The organism is Mobiluncus sp. (assembly GCF_985070215.1).
The window spans coordinates 33400-53617 of sequence record NZ_CFKZQR010000006.1 but is presented as its reverse complement, the minus strand read 5'-3'; the positions used below and the strand labels follow the sequence as shown (position 1 = coordinate 53617).

Below are 20218 nucleotides of genomic sequence, written 5' to 3'. Positions count from 1 at the left end.
ACGATTCCCGCTCAGCGCGGCAGGCGGGCGCGCAGGGTGAAACGCGGGGTGGTGAACACGGACAGGGAACCGCCGAGGGCTTCGAGCCGGGATTCCAAGTTGCTCAGGCCGGTGCCGTAGGTCAGCGTGGTTTCCATGGTGCTGGGGTTCGAGACTTCCATCCAGAAACCAGAGGCGTCCTGACCCAGACGCACCTCCATTTCTTTGGAAGTCGTGTGAATCAACACATTCGTGATGGCTTCGCGCAGCACCTCCGTAAACATCCGGGCTTTGTCCGCCTGGGGCGGAAGGTCGCCGGAGATATGCAGTTCCAGTTCGGCCGCCGAGGCTAAATCTTGCAGAGTTTCCAACCAAATTTCGGGGGTGGCGGTGACGCGGTCCTTACTCAGGTCGGAGGGCAGATCCTCCAGCAGACCCTGGAGGCGGCGCAGGCGCTCGTCATCCGACACTTCGTCCTCCAGGAAGCGGTGGACGAAAGAAATGCGCTGGGAAAGCGTGTCGTGAATGGTGGACCGGGTCGATAAAATGAGCCGGCGTGACAGGGCTTCATCGAGCCGCGAAGTCTCCCTGACCAGGCGTTTTTGGCGGGCCTGCAGGGCGTCAATCTCTGCTGAAAGCTGGTAACTGAGCGTCATGTAATCGCTGACATCGACAGCTAGCAGTTGAATCCAAGCCCGCCTGCCGTCTCGAATCCGGCTATGGGTCAGCACCCAGGTCCGCCCATCGGGTTCCTTAATCCGCAGCTGGGAGGTTCCGTCTTCGTTCGCTTCCCAGCAGTTCGGCGAATCACTGCCCGCTTGGTGGCTCTTTGTCTCAAACCTGAATTGACATAGTTGGCGTTCCAACGTCCCGATGTTCGTCAACGATGTCAACCCCAGACGCCCCAAAAGCCCTTCCATCGCAACGTTGGCAAACTTGCTGCGACCCCGGAAGTTGGCGAACGTTACCCCGTGTTCCAGCCGGTCCAAAGCCCCTTTGACACTGAAAGGACTGAGCTCGGAATGCAGCAGTTGCCAGTCGCGCCACACCTGGACGCACAGCCAGGAGGTCGTTAAAGCCCCGGAGGTGAGCAGTACCCAGACTCCTCCGGCAGTGACGAAGGGGGGCATTGCCGGGGTCAGCGTCACCAGCAGGGGCATCTCGGCATAGCGGTAGTTGGTCCCCATTGTCGCCGCCCCCAGCACCAAGCAGACCACCACAAACCACCCCATGTTTCGGTCTTTGAGCAGGAAAATCCCGGTCTGGGAATGGATAAAAACGGTGGCGAATGCCCACGTATAGAACGCCAGCAAAATCCCCACGCTTAACAGGAATACCGTGGCTAAACGCCGCCGGTGAATGAGCCATTGCCCCATCGTGAGCAGGCACGCCGCCAATAAGCCGATACCCATGAGGGCGGTCGCGGCTCCCATCTGGACGGGAGTGAGATTGTAGAGCTGGTCACTCATGCGCCGCCTCCTGGGCCGAAGCGGGTTCGACGGCGTTGATAATCATGTTCAGGTGGCAGGTGTCATCCTCGACAAACATTTCGACTTGGGCACGCGGCCAGGTCAAGAGCGGATCGAGCAGGGGGAGGTCATCTTCGGGCAGGTCAATAATCCAGTTCAACCGGGCGGTGCCGTCTGGAGCGACCTCGAAGTTTACGAACACGGCCGCCTCTGACGCCCCAATGAGCTGGTTCAAGGTGCGATGCAAGCCTTCCAAACACCACAGTGCCACCTGGAGCGGTCGGGCCGTGCAAGCCGGCCACCGCTCCTGCGTAAGAAAAATCGGTACAGGATTGGCTCATAAACGTCGTCAGGGCGTTGACCGAAACAGTGTCGTTCTCAAAGTTCTGCAAAGTCAACAGACCCGCGCGTTTGGCGTAACCCAGGTCCATCTTAATGTTGCGTAAAATATCGGAGCGCTCGCTTTCGTCCAGCTGGACGTTGAGCCGAGCGGTGTTGGCTTGAATCCGCCCCAGAGACGCGTTCATCAAGTCGTCGAGCCGGTCAAAGAGTATGGGGGCATCGGCTGATTCCTCCATGTTTAAAGTGGCTTCGTATTCGGCGCGCAGAATTTCGGTTTGGTGAGTCTCGCGGGCACGCAGCGCCGCCAAAGCCCGCTCCAAATCCTGCACCGCGGTGACATCCGTTTCCCACAGGACGTGACCTCCGTCCACCGGGCGGGTTTGGCAGTACACACTTCGGTTCGGCTGCACCGAAGTGTCTGTGACCAGCAGGGGTACCTGGCGGTCTCGCAGCTGCTGGCGAGTGTCCTGGTCCAGGTTGAGGGGCTGGGAAGTGCGGTAATGGGGAAGCCAATCCCGGTCGACAATTTCGATGGGTATCTGGGATTTCTCAAAGAAACGCAGATACCCGCGGTTTTGCCCAATTGCCCCGATAAAGAACAGCATCTCCCATGCCAACACAAAAATTACGCAATACATTTGGACGGTTTCGGTGGCGCGAACCAGCGGGATTCGCATCGTGTACGCCACAGAATAGAACAACACCGCGAGGAACAGTATCCCGATTCCCCCCACCAAACGCAGCCAATGTCCCCGGAGTGACCACGAACCGGCGTATATGACCGCCGCGAAAACCAGCAGCGCCGCCGAGTAATACAGGTAGTATCCCGGACCGTAGCTGTAATCCACCCCGGACTGTCCGGTTCCAAAGCGCAGCACCAGGTGGTGCAAATCGTTGGTGAATACCAGCAGAATCAAAGCAGCGCCGACTCCGATAATCGAGGCGCGCAAGAAACGGTAACCCGGCGGGCGCCCGCGGCTAGAGTGGGACATGACAAAGAACAAGATTGCGCAGGTCGTATAAATCGGGACGTAATAGTAATACCAGGTGTAACGCTCGAAAACTCCGAGGGAGGCGTGCTTGATAATCCGCGCCATAATCCACAGCGCGAGTATCCCCGCTTGTACCAGCACCGCCCAGCGCACGTAGGTGAAAGTCGCTGTCCAGAACCGCCATCCTGCCCAAAAACTGAGGAAACAAAGCAGGGCGATGAATCCTCCCAGTTCGTAGGCCTCGTTGGTATTTTCCCATCCCCAAGACCCGTCGTAGGTGTCGTTGTAGAGGCTGGCGTCCCAGACAAATTCCTCGTAATTGTCCAGGTTAGTTACTGTTTCGGCGTGGATTTGTTCCTGGAAATCCGGATCTGTGGAGGGATAGTCGACGGGGCTGAAAAATCCCGTGGGTACCGTTGCCAGCGGCAAGGTTCCGTGAATGCCGTTAGGGCTGCGCTGCCAGATGCCGATTTGTGCAGTGAGCGTGGGGGCGGGGGCGTAATGGACTGAGGGACTCACGGAGGATTGGGCCGCGCGCCGATCCGTGGTCAAGCAATACCAGCCGCGGCGAAGCGCCCGTTCCAAGTCTTGCGGGGAAGTTCCGGTCTCCAGTCGGCCCTGGCGCTTGATGCTATCCAATAGTCGTTTCGCTTGAGCTGCGGAAAAATCTTGCGTTTCCTCGGAGTCGTGACGCAAAGCCAGGGCGCTCATCAGTTCCAGCCGGGAAACGCCTTGATCGAGATAAATAGTTTTCGTGCCATCGGCTAGTGTCTGGAAATCGGTGATGGACTTGACTTTTGTGGCGCGCGAGGCCAGCACAATCGATTCGGGATAAAGTTTCGTGAACCGTCCGTCCTGTTCGGATTTCTGTGCCGAATTGGCCATGACTTCGCTGGTAATCACGTAAGCGGGCCCCGAACGCAGCAGTTTCAGCAGTGACCACTCGCTGTGAGGCTCGACCTTGACTCCGTTTCGTTGATAGTAATCCGTCAGGCGTTGGTCAAAACTCGTAGGAACCGCCATGGTGTATTCGGTTTGAAAGGAAATCGTGCGCAGTGGGGCAAAAATCAAAACCACCGCAATGAATCCCAAAGCGAGCGCAACACCCAAATGCGCCAGCCAGTCGTGTACCCAGGTGGGTCCGACCGAAACTACGGAAGGCGAACTGGGAAACCTATTGCGCGGATAGGGTGAGGCAGACATGAAATCCCGATTCAGTCACATTCCGCGTCATTGTCTTGGACCACGATGTAGCCGCTGGAAACCGCCCACAATGCCAGGCGTGCCACGGAAGAAAAGCCGCTTTTCGCCAGCAGCTGGGTGATGTAGGACTTGATGGTGTTTTCGCTCAAATACATCTTTTTCGCGATTTCCTTGCGCGCATAACCGGCGCACACCAGGCGCAGCACCTGCATCTCGCGCTGGTTCAACTCGTTGGCGCCAAAACTGGGCAGGGCGGTGGTGCCGGGGAAACTGGAGTTGCCTTGCATGGTTGAACGCAGCACAGCCAACAAATCGGGGGTGGAAATGTTTTTGTACACGAAAGAATCGACCCCGGCCTCTTGGGCTTCCTGTACGAAAGCCGCATCCGGCATGGCGGTGAAGATGACGACCTTGAGGTTGGGGTGGTCCTGCTTGAGTTTGGCCGATTCGCTCAAACCAGAAGAATTTTCCGTCACCACGTCCATCAACACCAGGTCGACGGGGTGAATCCGCACCGATGCGTGAATCGCGGCAGCATCGCTGAGCTTGTCGACAACGGTAAAATCGTCCTCGGCATCAATCGCGGAAGCGAGGGAATCTAACAGGATAGTCTGGTCCTCCACAATGGTAATCCGGGTCAATAGCCTTTCCCTTTCAGATTTTCCTGTCTGTGGCCGGGGCGAAGTCCTGCCGTCTGTTGTTTGCAAATTTTATCAGGGCGCATGAATCTTTGGGCGAGATTGGAATAAAAAGCGGTGGCGGGGGTTCTGAGAATCCCCACCACCCACGCCTAGTCGAGCTACTGCTCTCGGTGGCTTCAGCGTGACACCGCCTAACCAACCGGCTCTAACATTTGGGGGACTCCGTTGTTACGGATGACAGCTAGGTTGCGGAACAGCTCACCGTTGGCAATCAGGTCAAACGTAGCGAAGGGGTCGTCCGTGATGCGGAAATCCCAATCGCCATTGCCCCCCCACAGATACGCCACGTAGGGATGTGCTGGATCGTAAGCATTGTATAGAACCAGGTAGACTGAGGTTCCGTCGTTGTCGGACAGATAGACTACGGCATCACCGAAACCGTCGCGGTCAAAATCGGATTGGCGCACAATTTTCACTTGCTCGTTAATCCGGTCGCGCGGCATCCAGCACGCATTGGGCATGGAGGGCATGGACGGAATCAATCCGAGACTGTTCAAACTATCCCAAGTTTCCGTGGAGCAAACGTGTTCCGTTGACGGGTACAGCAGGTTTGCGACCACTTTTTCGTCCACTCCCGGGGTCTTACCACAAGCCGCGTTATGCGCGACTGCGTCAGAAACGACACCACGTCCCCCGATAACCGTGATGCCATCAGCGTTGATTTCATTAGCCCACTGGAAAATGCGGGAACCATCTGGTGGTGTCAACAAGATTACCCCGTCATTGAAAGCCCCTGCCACCATGGCATCTTTCAAAGCGTGACCGCTGGACAGATAGATATGGGAGCGGGTTTTAGATTGCAGTATCCAGTTGGCTATAGCCCAAGACGTTTCGTAACGGTCTTGGCCACTCAAGCGTTGCCAGGGCAGACCACCGGCCAAGACTTGAGCTTCGGCATCGCTGACCACGCTGGTACCGCCCAGGACGACCACCCCGCTTTGCGGTTTCAGAGATTGGATTTTTGCTGCCGCGGCGTGCAGGCTAGCCGGATTGGTGAAAGTCAAAATCGGTCCGTTACGCACCCCGGAGGCCGCCACGGCATCCGGGGAACCAGCGCCAGCATTGCGGGTGACATACACGTATTCCGGTTGTCCATTGGTGGAAGCCCAGAAATCCGCGATAGCTGCGGCAGTCTGATTGCGGTCCGCGCCTTGCATCCGCTGGTGTTCAATCCCATGTTCAGTAAAGAACATTTCTGCCGATGTCGGTACTGCTCCTGGCCCTCCGACAATGTAGGCGGTGTTCAGGGTGGCGAGAGTGTGCAAATCCCAGTTGAGGCCATCGGTCAGCAGCACGGGACCCCAACCCAGGGCCGCGGCCGGCAGAGCATCAACGGGGTTGCGTGCGGAGGCCACCAGGAATTTTTCGGAGCCCTCCGGATAGGCCTGGGCGGCCACCAGGGCGGATGTTTCGATGGCGTTTTGGCCTCCCAGGCGATCCTGGGGGAGACAACCGAGATTGGTCTGGGTCTCACCCGATTCCGCCCCTTGTGCCAGCGGAACCATCAAGCCGGTCAGTGCCAGGGCGGCCACCGCAACACCGGCGGTGAGGCCTTTGTGGCGGAAACTGGAACGGTGGAGCGTAGAGAACATGGTGACCTCCTTGGGGTAGCGGGAATATCACCAAGGTAGCGGCGCTAATCCCGCAAATCATCACCCATAAGGGTGAAATTGGCTCAATTACGCAGTTAGAAACGAGTTGGTGGTGGGGAACCGACGAGGTTCCCCACCACCAACGCTTTCGCTACAGTGCCAGTTTTAGCTGACCGGCTGCACGACTTTCGGCTTGCCGCCGATATCCTCTACGGTAAGCTGATTGACCACTTGTCCGTCGGAAAGCGGTTCAAACAGGGGGTAAGAAGACTGTTCCACCACGCGGAAACCCCAATCACCATTGCCGCCCCACAGGTAGGATACGTAGGGGTGGCTCGGATTTGCGGGGTTATAAACCACCAGGAACACCATCGTTCCGTCCACATCGCTGACATAGACGATGGCATCGGGGTAACCGTCAGAGAAATAGTCTCCACGGTGTTGAATGCTGATGTGTGTACCCGTCGGCTTTTGCCAGCAGGCATCCTCGCCTTGCGGCATTTGTTCCATCATGCCCAGAGATTCCGCCGCGTTCCAACTCGCGGTAGAGCAGGCCTGATCGGTGCCGAACGGATACAGCAGCCCCTGGACCAGGGAATTGGTGATTCCAGCAGTTTCACCGCAGGCGGCAATTTGTGCGGTGCTATCGGGAACCACGCCGCTTCCACCGACAACCGTGATGCCGTCCGCGTTCATCATCCGTGCCCATTCATTGATTCCCGAACCATCCGGCGGGGTCAACAGGATGACCCCATCGTTGAAGGCTCCGGCCACCATGGCATCTTTCAAAGCGTGACCGCTGGCCAAATAAATGTGGTGAACCGGGCGGGTTTGCGCCACCCAACTCGCAATGACTCTAGACGTTTCGTAACGATTCATCCCGCTGAGGCGATTCAGCTGCAAGCCCCCGGCCAGGACATTTGCCTCGGCAGCGGAAACCACCGCTTCACCACCCAGAATGACCACGCCCTGACTGGGGTGCATTTCCTGGATTTTTGCGGCTGCGGCTTGCAAGCTCGCAGCACTCGTAAAGGTCAAGATAGGTCCGTCTCGGACCACGGAAGCGGCTACGGCATCGGGTGAACCGGTCCCGGTATTGCGGGTGACATAGACATGAGTCGGTTGGCCGTGAACTTTTACCCAGCGATCGGCAATAGCGGTGGCGGTGGCATTGCGGTCAGGGCCTTGTAGCCGGGAGCTAGAAATGCCGTGCTCGTCAAAAAATGTTTCTGCCAGCTCCTCGACCGCCCCGTAGCCGCCAAGTATCGTCACATTTTGATATTTTGCCAGAGTCTCGAGGTTCCAACTCTTACCATCGGTGAGGAGGATGGGTCCCACACCCAAGGCGCCGCCGGGCAACGCGTCAACCGGGTTTCGTGCGGAAGCCACCAGAAAATCGGGTGAACCCGTCGGGTAGGCGCGATTGGCCACCAGGTCGGAAGTCTCTATTGCGTTCGCCCCGCCCAGGCGATCCCACGCAATACAGTTGTTAGCGGCGTAGGTATCCCCGGTGTCGACGCCTTGCGCCGCGGGTACCAACAAACCGGCGACAGCCAATGCCGCCACCGCGAATCCTGCTCCGGCCCGACTGAACCGAGAGGGGAAACTTGGGAAAGAAATATTCATAGTTACCTCCTGATATAACGGACTCTCACAGGGTATCGGCGTGCCGTGGGCGAGTAACCACCCAAAAGGGTGAAACCGCCCCGGTCGGTTTTAATGGCGGGCTTGCGTGTTGACCATCGCCAGGACCAAGCCGGCCAGGCCGATGATGGTCAGCACGGAGGCGCCGCCGGTCGCCAAACCGAGCGGGGTTCTGGAGGCGGCTTGCAGAGCGGCCTCGGACAGGGGAATGTCGGTCATCCGCAGCCAAATCACACCAATTCCGATAGCCCCGATGAGGGTGGCGGCCAGAGAAACCAGGAGGGTAACGCGGTGGGTGTGGCCGAAACGGCGGTCGGTGGCCTCCCGGGGAGTCAGCACCAAGCCCCAGGCGGCCGCAATGAGAATGGCAGTGAGTACATCGGAGAGGCGATGCCATTGGTTGAGCATCACGGCAATGCCGACAAAACTGGTGGTGAGCCAGCCGACAAACACGGCTACGGAACGCCACTTGGGCACGACGACCATGACGATTCCAATCGCCGCCGTCATCGCTACTGTCGTGTGTCCGCTGGGTAGCGAGTTTGCTAAACCTTGGTAATCGACGCCCAGCGCGGGGCGGTGAATAATCCAGTGCTTCAGGATCTGGGTGGTCAAGTTCGCGCCCGCCACCAAAATCAGCACACGAATTCCCAGTTCGCGCCGTTTCCGGGCGGCGGCTATCAAAAATACCACACCAGTCAGCGCGATGAGAGCGCCCATAGAAATGGTGTCCAGCGCGGCCGTATCCGCCCCGAACAGGAACGGTTTGCCGAGGCTGACCGCAAACCGGGTCAGGCCGTCAAAGTTTTGTCCCTTGACGGTAGCGAGGGACTGCTGGGCGATAATCGCGGTGAGGATTGCGCAGACCACAGCCGCAACCAGCCGAAAAAACTGGTTGCGGGTTAGCCGCGGCGCCGGAACCTCACTCACGTGTCAATCTTAGGTCGGTTATGAGGGGCGTTGCCAGCGCGGTGCGTGTCATGCCTGTTCACAAGCGGGGTTAACGGGCGGGTGTGGCGGTTGCCGGTGGGCCGCCGCGCCACCGGACACGTAACATCGCTGGGTACGCCACGCTACCGCCCTTGGGCCGTGAACTTAGAACTTACCGCCCCCGGAACTAAACGACGTGCCCCCGGAACTGAACGAGCCGCCGCTGTAACCGGAGTCGCTGCTACTGCTCTTGGGACGCAAGACTTGGGTCGTGTATTCGTTCACAAAGACATCGTTAGAGCCCGTAATCTGGTCCGAACCAGGCACGACGTAATAGGTCGCTCCCGACTGCAGCTGTGCCGTATCGTGCTTCTTCCTGATCCGGCGCATCACCAGAGTCCCGGCACCGCCACCGAGGGCTGCCGCCCCGGCGGCACCGGCAGCGGTGGACTCCAGGGTCATGGGGTGAGGTAGTGGATGACTCTCGCTGTAGGGTGTCCCGGCTTTCCATTGTTCCAGGTAATCCGCCACTTGGGTCAGGTAGACCTCTACGCCTTCGTCCCAGTCGTCATCGCCCAAGGGCTGTTTGACGTGGTCATAGAGCTTTTCGATGCCATAGACGGTAAAGGCTTTTTCACCGTCCCCGTGACCCAGGAACCACAGATCGCGCGAGGTGGGGTTAATGACCATGATTACCCCGTTGGCATCCTTTTCCCCCAGGCCAAGCTGGTTAGCGTTGTAGTAGTTCGCTCCCCACTGTTGCGGGGTCTGATTACTGAAATCGTCCACGGTCACGATATAGGGTGCAATCCCGTACTTGTCAGCCAGGGCGGTCATTTGCTTTTCCCAGCCGGCAATCTTTGACTTGCTAAACACCCCGGAGTGGTCGCGGATGAAAGGCGCTGCGGATTTCACGTCAGGCTGTCCGCCCACGTAAGGAACCTGTCCCTCATCAGGGAATTTGATGATGTCGCCGAATTCGGTCTGAGTCAGTTCCGCGGAATCAGCCGGTTCGTTACTGGCCTCCGGGGTTTCTGGCTCCTCCGGGGGCGGAGTCTGGTCGGTCGGCTGTGACGCCGCCGCGGGGCTACCCGCCCTCTCCAGAGGATGCTTGTTCAGATAATCGGCAAAAGTCATAAAGAAACTGTCGGCACGCTTGGTATGCGTGTCTGCTGCGGTTTTAGACTTTTTCAGCAACTGTTCCCAGTCCGCGTCAGAAATCGCGTCAGAGGTTTGCCCGTCAGTGGTGGTGTAGTTCACGCCTCCGGCCACCAAAATGACGGAGTCAAGCGAAATATTGTGGGCCTTTGCGTAATCGTCGAGCCAGGCATCGGGGTCGTCCTCCATAGCCGGATCGGTGGTGGAAATGTAGATAATGCGGTGACCGGAAGTCTGCCATACCGCTTTCGCGATGTTTGTGAGCCTCGCCTCTTGATTGGCATCCAAATAATCCGCGTCGTCATAGATAAACTCGGTATTGGACGTTTCGCCTCGCACCACGCGCTCCGGGGCCGACCCGGAAACTGCGGTAGGGCTGACTTCTGTGCCCGCTGCCTCGGGCAGGGCGAAACCAACCGCCGGAGCCAACGCCACCGCTAGTGCGCCAGCGGAAAAAAGGATTTTCTTACGCATATTCATGATTTCTAACCTCAATCGAAAATCAACGGCATCAGGAACGGAATAAATATGGCGCCAAAAATGATGGCGATGGGGATGGCAATCCCTATCAGGCCGGTCCAGTACTTGCGCTCGGATACCGGGAACGTACCCACGAACTTGCCGGTTTGCCCGTTCATCGCGTAGTTGTAGTTTTTGCCTTGGAATTTGACATTCATCAGCCACATCGGCAGGAACACGTATTCGAGTTCACCGAAAGCCGGTTGGATGGAAGTGTTGATTGTCGAGACTGTGTCGTAGCCGCTGATTGAGTTCCGCAGCACTTCCTCGGTGGAGTCTTTCATGCGTTCCAAAGCGCGGGGGTTGGCGTCTTGTGCGTCCACGTCATATTTGTTGGTCATGAAGCCTGTCAGGTAGGCGGGGGAAAACGCGACCGACTTGGTGTAGTCAAAAGGTTCGACGGATTCCGTGATTTTATCGGTTACTTTCGTGGTGCCCGCTACCGGCACGTCCAAGAAAGCGACGTTGGCGCTGCGATACACCTGATATTCCCGATGTTCGGTGTATTCGTATTCCGAATCGGTCCAGGTGCGGATGTTTTCGCAACTAAAGTTGCCTTCGCCCGCGACCGTTGCGTCATACAGCCAGTAAGGCACGTATACGCCTTGGATGTCGTCGACGCTGACCTGCTTAAACTCTCTGGGAATGAGTTTCAGCCCCTTCATGTTGGCTTTGAAAGCCTCCAGGGCCTGTTCCTTGGTCATCGCAAAAGGAATCATCCGGTCGGGGACGCGGGTGCTGGTCAGCTGTCCGGTCGCCACGAAGTTGTTATTGCACCAGGGGCATCGGGCGCTGACCATATCGGGCGAACCAATGATTTCCCCACCGCAGGAATTACATTGGAACTGAGCCATTTGCTGTCCGGTAGCTTCGTCCAGATAGGTGGGCGGGGGCTCAATCCAGCCGGGTTGACCCTCGGCAGGAGTGGTGGAGATTTGCGTTTCCGGGCTCGCAGCGGTTCCGGCCCCGCCGGTGGCCCCCGTTGTCCCCGCCTGTTTAGCGTGCGCGGCATCGAGTTCCGCGTTGGCTTGGGAGATACCGTTGAACTGGTTTACCTCCTCGACTGTGAATGAAGCCCCGCAAAAGCTGCACTTCATCTTGCCGCTGGGCACATCAAAATTAATGGGAGCACCGCAGGACGGACATTTTAGCTGCACATCGCTCACGATCGACTGGCCTCCTTAGCTTGTATCCGCTTGGGGATGAGCATAATTCGCTATTATCCCCAGACTAAAGTGCTGGTCAGGGGAATACACCACCCAAAAGGGTTAAATACCACCAACATTGCAATTAGGATTTTATTCATGGATTTCCGAGTTGGCCAGGGTTTTGACGCGCATCGTTTTGCTGCCGGTGAGCTGGTGGCGGGCCGTCCGCTCAAGGTGGGGACCCTGTCTTTTCCTGAGCATGCGCCGCTGGAGGGGCATTCGGACGGAGACGTGGCCGCACACGCTTTGGCCGATGCCCTGCTCTCAGCCGCTGGGTTGGGCGACTTGGGCACGAACTTTGGGGTGTCTCGCCCGGAGTTTGCCGGAGCCGGCGGGGAAGTGTTCTTAAGCGCGGCGATGCGGTTGTTGCACGAGGCCGGTTGGTCGGTGGTTAATGCCGGCGTGACCGTTATCGGTCAGGAGCCGCGCCTCGGTCCGCGTTACGCTGAAGCCGAGGCGGCGTTGGGCAATATCCTGGGGGCTCCGGTGTCGTTTTCGGCAACGACGACTGATCGCATGGGTTTTACGGGGAATTGCGAAGGACTGGCCGCCCTGGCAATCTGTTTATTGCGTCGTGAATAAAGTTTCGCCGCAATAGGCCGGACGGTCAGTCCTTACGTGTTGTGAAGTTTTTAAGCGGAATAGCCTCTACTTGTCGCCGGTGGCGGCGCGGTATTGGTCGATGAGTTTTTGCGGAACTCGGCCGCGGTCATTGACCGGGATTCCTTTTTCGCCAGCCCAAGCGCGCACGCGGCGGTTGAGTTCGCGGACTTCGTTGTTGGCCGCCGGGCCAGTTCCGCGGCGGCGGCGGCCCGAAACTTTACGTCCAGCATCGGCCCAGCGCTCCAGGCTGTCGCGCAGTTCCTTAGCGTGGGTTTCGTTTAGATCAATTTCGTAGTTGACGTTGTCTAAGCCAAAGGTGATTGTCTCGACCGCGTCTGAGCCGTCAATATCGTCAATGAGGATGGTTTTTACTTTCTTGGCCATGATGGCGCCCTCCAAAAGTATGAGTGGATGAACGGTTCTATATTAGACATCGAAGAATAAATAATTCAACCCGGCTGGGGGTAACAAATTTTCAAAGCACAATTGTGCTTGGATGCATAATAAACCTGAATAAACTACTCCGTTATGCAAATTGTGCCACAAGGTAAGTCCTAGGTCATGAATTTGAGTATTTTGAGAGGATTGGTTTATCCCTAGGAAGCATTTCCTGGAGTTCAGGAAATGTGCTGTCGAGCTGGTGTGCGGAAACTGGAGTTTTCTCACTGCGTCAATATCCAGTTATTAAAATGACCTCGGCTCATTTTTCATCCTCCTCAGTGATAGTCAAGGTAATCAACAAGTTCCACATCTTCACCCGCGAATCTCTCTACAAATCATTATGCAATGACGGCTACCCATCCTCTGCGTCAATCACATAAATCATGAAAGCCATAGGACTCAAAAAAGCCCTCGCTACCTCACACATCTAGATTCCATCCGGCACCAGGTGAGCGATAAGACACCCCAGGCCGTTAAACACTCCATAGAGCAGATATGGGCATTGCCCACAGGCCCGGCCCCATCGGCAGGGATTCTTTTCCGGCATAGAGTAAGATTCCACATCTAAACCTTTCGCCGGCTAGCTTTTGCAGGTGACGCAACCCAGAGAAGTCTTTGCCCTGCAAACTGACTGCGGCTTTGACCTCCACTCCTACGACCTCGCGGTTGCGTGACTCCATGACCAAATCGACCTCTTTGCCGGTGGAGTCACGGAAGTGGAACAACTTGAAAGGTATCGCTGACCACTCCTGTTGTTTCAGGAGTTCGGTGGCCACGAAAGATTCAAGTAGCCCACCGGTGAAGGAACTGGAGATTTGCATTTCCAAGGACGCGGCATCGACACCTACGAGACTGGCCGCCGTAGCAGGATCTTGCAGGAACACTTTTGGTTTCGAAATCACTCGTCTGGTTAGATTAGTGCCCCAAGCTGGTAAAACATCGATTAAAAACACGTTCTTTAGGGCGTCTAGATATCCGGGAACGCTCCGCTCTGGAATGTTCAGTTCCCTCCCGATGTGCGCCGCCACGAATTCTGAGGCGCCTTGCGAGGCTATTTTTCCAAGTAAAACCCGCAGCCGATCGGGATACTGGATTCCGTACAGATCGGTAGCGTCCTTGGTTAGTACTCGTTCCACATATGCTTGCACCCACCGGTCGCGCCGCCTCGGGGTAGCTTCCGCGATTTCTGGGAAGGAAGATTCGGTAATCATGCGCAGATAGTCGATGCGTTCAAAGTCGGACGCTGGTAGTTGGGGATAGGGATTCCAGGCATTTGCCGCAAAATCTTCTGTGATTCCCTTGCGTTCCCCCCGGCTAAAACCGCGTAAACGCAGAGTTTCCGCACGTCCCGCTAACGATTCTTCCGCTCCTTTCAGATTCATCAGATTAGACGAACCAGTAACAATGAATCTGCCGGGATGCCTATCCTCGTCGAGCGCTGCCTTAATCGCGCGAAGTAATGCCGGCACTCGTTGGATTTCATCAATTGCCACAACCCCTTCCGGAAACTGTCGCACAAAACCGTCAGGATCTGTCTGGGCCGCCTGTAAAGTTGCGGCATTATCCAGGTTGAGAAAACGATGGCTCCGATTTTGCAACAGTTGAGACACCAATGTGCTCTTGCCGACTTGGCGCGCACCCGACACTGTTAGCACCGGAGTGTCGCTTAAAATCTCTTCAGCCAACACTCTCGCATTTCGCGGAATTGCAGAAGTAATCATGAAGCTATTCTAGCATGTCATTGAGGTTTAGGGGGCGTTTCGTTGCGGTTTTACAGTACTCGCGTTGCGGTTCTACAAGCGTTTCGTTGCGGTTTTACAGTGCTCACGTTGCGGTTCTACAACGGTAAGAGGTGCCTTCTAGGGTGGGCATTTGCGTGTAAAGGCCAGTGCAGTTAGCGAAACGCTAATTGAACGTTATTACCGCGCCTCGTAATTTTCTTATCAGCACAGCGTCAGCAGAGCGACCATATCCGATTACCATATCTACCACATTTTGTTGTTGCACCGAAAGACATGGAGCCGCCTGAGAGCATCGAACCTATTCATTGCGGTGGTGGGGAGTTCCGCTGGAGCCGCCTGTGGGAGGAGCGGCGGCGCGGAGCGTGTGTGCCGCTCGCGCGGGGTGCGGAGCCGTTAAGAAACAGTCCTGTGGACTGTCTTAGGTGGAGCTCCAGACAGAAAAAGCGACCCGAGAATTAACTTGAGCCGCTGTGTAAACAGAGCCGCCTGAGAGAATCGAACTCTCGACCTATTCATTACGAGTGAATCGCTCTGCCGACTGAGCTAAGGCGGCGGTGCGCAAAATGCGCGGGTTTCATTTTAGCCTGAAACACGGGTCGTTCCAAACTGTGACAGACCGGTGACAGGCCGGTGGCAGACCCTGCTGCCGGCGTCAGCGCGCCGCGGACGTACCTAATCCACCTGGCAGGTTCCGCTGTTTGCGGCCTCGATTTTGCCCGAAACCAGGTAAGTGTCAGTGATGGTTTTGACACAGCCCGGCGCGTAGGAGTTGTATGCCGTATGATTCCAGCCTTGCACGGTCAACAGTTTGGAATGATCCATCATCTGGCGAGTGTGCTGAGCCATTTTCAGCGGAGTAGCGGGGTCTCCGGTGGTTCCAATCAGCAGGATGTCCTCTTCCAGAGGGGGATTAACTTCGCGTTTCGCCGTGGTTTTTGCCTTAACTGGCCAGTTTTCCGCGCCGAGGGAACTGTACGAGAAGAATTCCCCGACGGTGGGATAATCCGCTTCCAGCTTTGCCGCGTTCGCTTTCCATTGGGCCATATCGCCGACCGGCTCATAGTCCAGTGAGTTAATCACCACGAACGCATCGGAGGAGTTGTTGTCATACGTGCCGTCCACGTTGCGTTCATTGTAATAATCTGCACTGTTCAGAAGGCCGGTGCCATCAGCCTCGTTCAGGGCTTGGTTCAGGGCGGGCAACAGCTGCTGCCACCATGATGCAGTGTTGTACATATTGCCGATCAGCCCAGTAAAGGCTTGGGGGGCGGTCAGTTCGCGGCCTCTCTTGGCGGGCATCGGGTTGGTTTTCAGGGAGTCCAGCAGGGATTTGATTTGGGCCATTCCCGAATCAACATCACCGTGCAGCGGACACTGTTTGGCGTGCTTTTGCTGGCATTGCGTCACGAATTCCCGCAGGGAGGCTTCAAACCCGCTGGCTTGCAGGGCAGAAACTTCGTTCATGTTCAAGGACGGGTCGAGCACCCCGTCCAGCACCATGCGTCCCACGCGGGAGGGAAAAAGGTCCGCGTAAATCGCACCCAGGTAAGTACCGTAAGAAAATCCCAGGTAGTAAAGCCTGTCGTCGCCAACAGCGGCGCGCATAATGTCCAAATCACGGGCGGTGTATTCCGTACTGGCAAAACGGGTCATCTGCGGGGAATTCTTTAGGCACTTTTCCCCCAGGGCTTTATAGTCGGCGATATCGGCCGCGCGTCCGGCTTCGGTAGACAGGTCGTAGTAGGTCGAGTTATCCTCATCAAGTTCCTGGTCGGTGCGGCATTCGATGGCGGGCTGGGAAGCCCCGACTCCGCGGGGGTCAAATCCCAGCACGTCATAGTAGTTCCGCACCGTGTCGCTAAAGAAATAGGCCACGTTTTCGGGTTTCATGTTTTCCACTCCCGAGCCGCCGGGCCCGCCGGGGTTCATGATGAGCGTCCCGATACGTGTCTCACGATTGGCGGTATTCAGGCGTTTCATCGCGATTTTGGCGTGTTCGCCCTGTGGATTGTCATAGTCGAGGGGCACTTCCAGCATCGCGCACTCGAAGTCGCCGCCACAGTTCTTCCACTGCAGGTCTTGGGAATAATACGCGGCGAGGTTCGGCTGGTCCACAGTTTGGGTGGGGCTTGGTGGTTTGGAAGGTTGCGCCAGGGGGTTCTGTGGGGCGCAGCCTGCCAATCCCGCTAGCGCCAGTCCCACGGCAGCCACAATCCCGAAACCTTTTGTCAGCTTGTTCATGTTTTCCTTCCGTTCGCCTAAGCTCATTTTGCCCTATTCCGGTCCACCAGTTCCACACAAAGCGCCTCGATATCCAAGGTAGCGTTGCCGTTTCCCATCAGGCGGCGCCGAGCCCTGCGAATCGCCTCCAACCGGGCTGTGGTTTGGGCTAGGGGCTGCGGTCCGGTACCGACACGAGCTACGTAAGCATCGACCAGCTCACCGGCGGGTCGAGACAGATTGATGCGCGGCTGGGTCGACCCCGCTTGTGCCAGCATGACATCGCGGTAAAAACCCGAAATGTCGCCCAAAACTCGATCCCAAGTGTCAAAGCTGGCCCGCCGGGCTCGCCGGTGCGCATCGGTCTCGCTGAGCTTAGCTCCCCGCAGGGCTGACTTCACATCCCGGGGCAGTCGGGAATCGGGCGTGTCGGCCGCCAAACCAAAAGCCTCCAGGACTTTCGCGCGTTCCTCCCGGTCGTTGGCGCCGCGCAGGGCCTCGGCTTGCTTGTCTACCAGTTTCACCAGGGCGGCCGCGGTCCATATCGCCTCGACGGTGGTGTGCATTTGCGAAATCATCCGCAGCATCCCCACCCTTTCGTCGCGCAGCTGCGGGTCATAAGCCAAGGCCCGCGCCCGTCCCACGTGCGATTCGGCGGCCGCGGCGACTTCAGCCGCTAATTCGGGACTGATGGAGGCGTCTTGACGAACCAGCAGTTCCGCCACGGCGGCAGGGCTGGGCAGGCTGAGCTGCACCAGGCGGGTGCGGGAGCGAACGGTCGAGAGCACGTCAGCGGCGCTGGGGGCGCACAGCACCCAGATGGTACGTTCGGGCGGTTCCTCAATGGATTTCAACAGCAGGTTGGAGCTGTATTCGCTCATGCGGTCGTAGTCCTCGATGATGATGATGTTCCACGGTCCGCGGACGGGCCGCCGGTAGGCCTGCTGGACCAGGGCTTTCACATCATCGAACTTGATTTCGACCATTTCGGTGGTCATGACGCTGACATCAGCGTGGGTGCCTTGGCGCACGTCGCGGCAGGCTGCGCAGATTCCGCAGCCGGGGTTGTCCGGGTCCTCACATTCCAAGGCGGCGGCGAAGGCTTTGGCGGCGGTGGAGCGTCCCGATCCGGGCGGGCCGACCACCAGCCAGGAATGTGTCATGGCCGCGAGGTTGGTGCCTGCGTCCGTCCGCGTAGCTGGCGTGGCGTTTTCCACAGAGCTTACGGCGTCAGCAGGGCGGTCTGGGGCCGCGATTAGGTTTCGGGCGGCCACGGCTGCCTGGGAGAACTGTGAGATAGCTCGGGTTTGTCCGGCTACCTCGGCCCACACGCCGCCGCTGGGGTTGATACTCATGGGTTCACCGCAACTTTCCGGCTCACCAGGACTTGATGACCGGCAGGAGCTGAGCCAGGCGTAGCCGCACCTGGGTGGCGATTTCCTCTACCGGGAGGCTCGCGTCAATGACCAGCCAAGTGTCCTGGCCGTCACTCATCCGCAGGAAGTCCTCTCGGACGCGCTTTTGAAAGTCGAGTCCGGCGCGTTCCATCCGGTCCGGGCTGCCCAGGGACTCATCGGCAGCTTGGCGAGCCGCCGCGACCTCAGGGTCCAGGTCCAGCAGCACCGTCAGATTCGGAACCAATCCCCCCGTCGCCCACATGGACAAATCGCGGATTTCCCGGGCACCGAGTTCCCGCCCGTGCCCCTGATAGGCGATGGAGGACGCGAGGTAGCGGTCAGTAATCACGACTTTGCCATCGTTAATAGCGGGAATGATGAGTTTGTGCACGTGTTGGGCACGGTCAGCCGCAAACAGCAGCGCCTCGGCGCGAGCCGATACGTCCCCCGCGTCCAGCAGCAGCTGGCGCAGAGCCACCCCCAGGTCGGTCCCGCCGGGCTCACGCGTCTCGATGACTTCCCAGCCCTGTTCCCGCACCCACGAGGCAGCCCGCGCAATCTGGGTGGTCTTGCCCACTCCGTCGCAGCCCTCAAACGCCACAAACAGACCCTGGGTGGGACGAATTTCGGCCACGCGGCCAAAATCAACGTTAGTTTGCGGGCGAAACTCGCCCATTCCGAGCGCTTCTGTAAACGACATACCCACATCCTAACAGTCGACCCGAAAGCAAAATTTTACTCCTATTATTGAACCGCCTAAAAAGCTATTAAACTGAAATTGTGAAGGTTTTACTTTTGGGAAGCGGCGGGCGTGAACACGCGTTGGCCAGGGCTATTGCGAAATCAAATCTGTTGGAGAAATTGTGGATTGCCCCCGGTAATCCCGGTACCGCGGCGGTGGGCGAAAACGTGGAATGCGTGGCTGATGACCCTGCACAGGTGCTGGAACTGGCCCAGTCTCTGCGTCCCGACCTGGTGGTCATTGGGCCGGAAGCCCCGCTGGTCAAAGGGGTTGCTGATGTCCTGCGTGAGGCGGGTTACCGAGTTTTCGGTCCCGGACGTCTGGCCGCCCGCCTGGAGGGCTCGAAAGCGTTCGCGAAAACGATAATGCAGCAGGCCCGGGTCGCTACCGCCGCCTCGGTAGCCTGCCGCACTCTGGACGAGGCGCGCGATGCTTTGCAGCGTTTCGGGACTCCTTACGTGGTGAAGCAAGACGGTTTGGCTGCCGGCAAAGGCGTGGTGGTGACGTCTGACTTTGATACCGCCGTGGCCCATGCCGCCGCCTGTATTGAGGCGATGGCGAATCCCCACGAGCCCGCTGTCGTGATTGAAGAATTCCTGGACGGGCCCGAAGCCTCGGTGTTCTGTATCTGTGATGGTCACGAGGCGATTGCTCTGCCGGCTGCCCAGGATTACAAACGGGCCTATGACCGTAACGAGGGGCCTAATACGGGCGGCATGGGTGCTTACTCGCCGCTACCGTGGGCTCCAGAGGACCTGGAGCAACGGGTGGCCCAAGAAATCGCCCTGCCGGTGTGTAACGTGCTGGCTAACCAGGGCTGTGAATTTATCGGTTTGCTGTACGTAGGTTTGGCTTTGACTTCACGCGGTCCGCGGGTGGTTGAGTTTAATGTTCGGTTTGGAGACCCGGAGACCCAGTCGGTGCTGGAACGCCTGGACACGGATTTGTTGGCGCTGTTGGCAGCAGCGGCAGACGGTAACCTGGCGGCGGCTGAACAGCTCAAGGTCAGCGATGAGGCGGTGGTGAATGTGGTGTTGGCTGCCTACGGCTATCCGCAGGCACCTGTGAAGGGCGGTGTCATCACCGGTCTAGAGGCCGCGAGTCAGGTGCCTGGGGTTCACGTTATTCATGCGGGTACGAAGGTCGACGATTCCGGTCAGGTAGTTGCCAACGGGGGGCGGGTACTGTCAGTAGTCGCGCGGGGAAGTGACTTGAATGAAGCCCGACAACGCGCTTATCGGGCACTAGAGAGCATCAACCTGGAGAATTCGCACTACCGCACCGACATTGCCGAGTTTTGAAACCACTATAGCGCCGCGGCTCATGCCGGGGCGCT

At 57.8% G+C, this 20218-nt stretch carries 16 protein-coding genes and 1 tRNA gene; 2 read left to right on the top strand and 15 right to left on the bottom strand.

The window, feature by feature from the left end; genetic code table 11:
- Positions 1-11: 11 nt before the first annotated feature.
- The 9 genes from AC5LBQ_RS02385 to AC5LBQ_RS02345 all read right to left on the bottom strand — a co-directional run bounded on the left by AC5LBQ_RS02385 (position 12) and on the right by AC5LBQ_RS02345 (position 11695).
- The gene (locus AC5LBQ_RS02385; protein ID WP_493264520.1) at positions 12-1448 is read right to left on the bottom strand and encodes a sensor histidine kinase; all 1437 of its coding nucleotides are present in this window, start codon (positions 1446-1448) and stop codon (positions 12-14) included.
- Positions 1441-1608 (bottom strand): hypothetical protein, encoded by a 168-nt coding sequence (locus AC5LBQ_RS02380; RefSeq protein WP_493264519.1) that lies wholly within the window; start codon positions 1606-1608, stop codon positions 1441-1443. Before AC5LBQ_RS02380 ends, AC5LBQ_RS02385 begins: the two co-directional genes overlap by 8 nt.
- Positions 1592-3985 (bottom strand): hypothetical protein, encoded by a 2394-nt coding sequence (locus AC5LBQ_RS02375; protein WP_493264518.1) that lies wholly within the window; start codon positions 3983-3985, stop codon positions 1592-1594. The genes AC5LBQ_RS02380 and AC5LBQ_RS02375 overlap by 17 nt, the downstream gene beginning before the upstream one ends.
- 11 nt (positions 3986-3996) lie before the next feature.
- Positions 3997-4626: a response regulator transcription factor gene (locus tag AC5LBQ_RS02370; RefSeq protein ID WP_493264517.1), complete on the bottom strand. Its 630-nt coding sequence runs from the start codon at positions 4624-4626 to the stop codon at positions 3997-3999.
- Between the two features lie 191 nt (positions 4627-4817).
- The gene (locus AC5LBQ_RS02365) at positions 4818-6278 is read right to left on the bottom strand and encodes a cell wall-binding repeat-containing protein (protein ID WP_493264516.1); all 1461 of its coding nucleotides are present in this window, start codon (positions 6276-6278) and stop codon (positions 4818-4820) included.
- A gap of 165 nt (positions 6279-6443) precedes the next feature.
- Positions 6444-7904 carry a cell wall-binding repeat-containing protein gene (locus AC5LBQ_RS02360; protein ID WP_491680846.1) on the bottom strand — a complete coding sequence of 487 codons (1461 nt, stop codon included), beginning with the start codon at positions 7902-7904 and terminating at the stop codon, positions 6444-6446.
- Between the two features lie 90 nt (positions 7905-7994).
- Positions 7995-8852 (bottom strand): phosphatase PAP2 family protein, encoded by an 858-nt coding sequence (locus AC5LBQ_RS02355; protein ID WP_295028217.1) that lies wholly within the window; start codon positions 8850-8852, stop codon positions 7995-7997.
- A 165-nt stretch (positions 8853-9017) separates the two neighbouring features.
- Positions 9018-10490 carry a TPM domain-containing protein gene (locus AC5LBQ_RS02350; protein WP_493264515.1) on the bottom strand — a complete coding sequence of 491 codons (1473 nt, stop codon included), beginning with the start codon at positions 10488-10490 and terminating at the stop codon, positions 9018-9020.
- 11 nt (positions 10491-10501) lie between these two features.
- Positions 10502-11695: a TFIIB-type zinc ribbon-containing protein gene (locus tag AC5LBQ_RS02345; RefSeq protein ID WP_493264514.1), complete on the bottom strand. Its 1194-nt coding sequence runs from the start codon at positions 11693-11695 to the stop codon at positions 10502-10504.
- 36 nt (positions 11696-11731) lie between these two features.
- Here AC5LBQ_RS02345 and ispF point away from each other — a divergent pair, with 36 nt between their 5' ends.
- Positions 11732-12319, top strand: a complete 588-nt coding sequence (gene ispF, locus AC5LBQ_RS02340; RefSeq protein WP_493264513.1) for a 2-C-methyl-D-erythritol 2,4-cyclodiphosphate synthase — start codon at positions 11732-11734, stop codon at positions 12317-12319.
- A 66-nt stretch (positions 12320-12385) separates the two neighbouring features.
- On the opposite strand, the gene AC5LBQ_RS02335 is transcribed toward ispF, so the two are convergent.
- The 6 genes from AC5LBQ_RS02335 to tmk all read right to left on the bottom strand — a co-directional run bounded on the left by AC5LBQ_RS02335 (position 12386) and on the right by tmk (position 18840).
- Positions 12386-12724: a histone-like nucleoid-structuring protein Lsr2 gene (locus AC5LBQ_RS02335; RefSeq protein WP_297346335.1), complete on the bottom strand. Its 339-nt coding sequence runs from the start codon at positions 12722-12724 to the stop codon at positions 12386-12388.
- 530 nt (positions 12725-13254) lie between these two features.
- A complete protein-coding gene (locus AC5LBQ_RS02330; protein WP_493264512.1) occupies positions 13255-14502 on the bottom strand; it encodes an ATP-binding protein in 1248 nt (415 codons plus the stop codon).
- Between the two features lie 501 nt (positions 14503-15003).
- A tRNA-Thr gene (locus AC5LBQ_RS02325) sits at positions 15004-15076 on the bottom strand.
- 119 nt (positions 15077-15195) lie between these two features.
- Positions 15196-16764, bottom strand: a complete 1569-nt coding sequence (locus AC5LBQ_RS02320; protein WP_493264511.1) for an alpha/beta hydrolase — start codon at positions 16762-16764, stop codon at positions 15196-15198.
- A 23-nt stretch (positions 16765-16787) separates the two neighbouring features.
- A complete protein-coding gene (locus AC5LBQ_RS02315) occupies positions 16788-18098 on the bottom strand; it encodes a DNA polymerase III subunit delta' (RefSeq protein WP_493264510.1) in 1311 nt (436 codons plus the stop codon).
- A 22-nt stretch (positions 18099-18120) separates the two neighbouring features.
- Positions 18121-18840: a dTMP kinase gene (gene tmk, locus AC5LBQ_RS02310; protein ID WP_493264509.1), complete on the bottom strand. Its 720-nt coding sequence runs from the start codon at positions 18838-18840 to the stop codon at positions 18121-18123.
- Positions 18841-18920: 80 nt separating this feature from the next.
- Here tmk and purD point away from each other — a divergent pair, with 80 nt between their 5' ends.
- Positions 18921-20183 carry a phosphoribosylamine--glycine ligase gene (gene purD, locus AC5LBQ_RS02305; RefSeq protein ID WP_493264508.1) on the top strand — a complete coding sequence of 421 codons (1263 nt, stop codon included), beginning with the start codon at positions 18921-18923 and terminating at the stop codon, positions 20181-20183.
- Positions 20184-20218 lie beyond the last annotated feature (35 nt).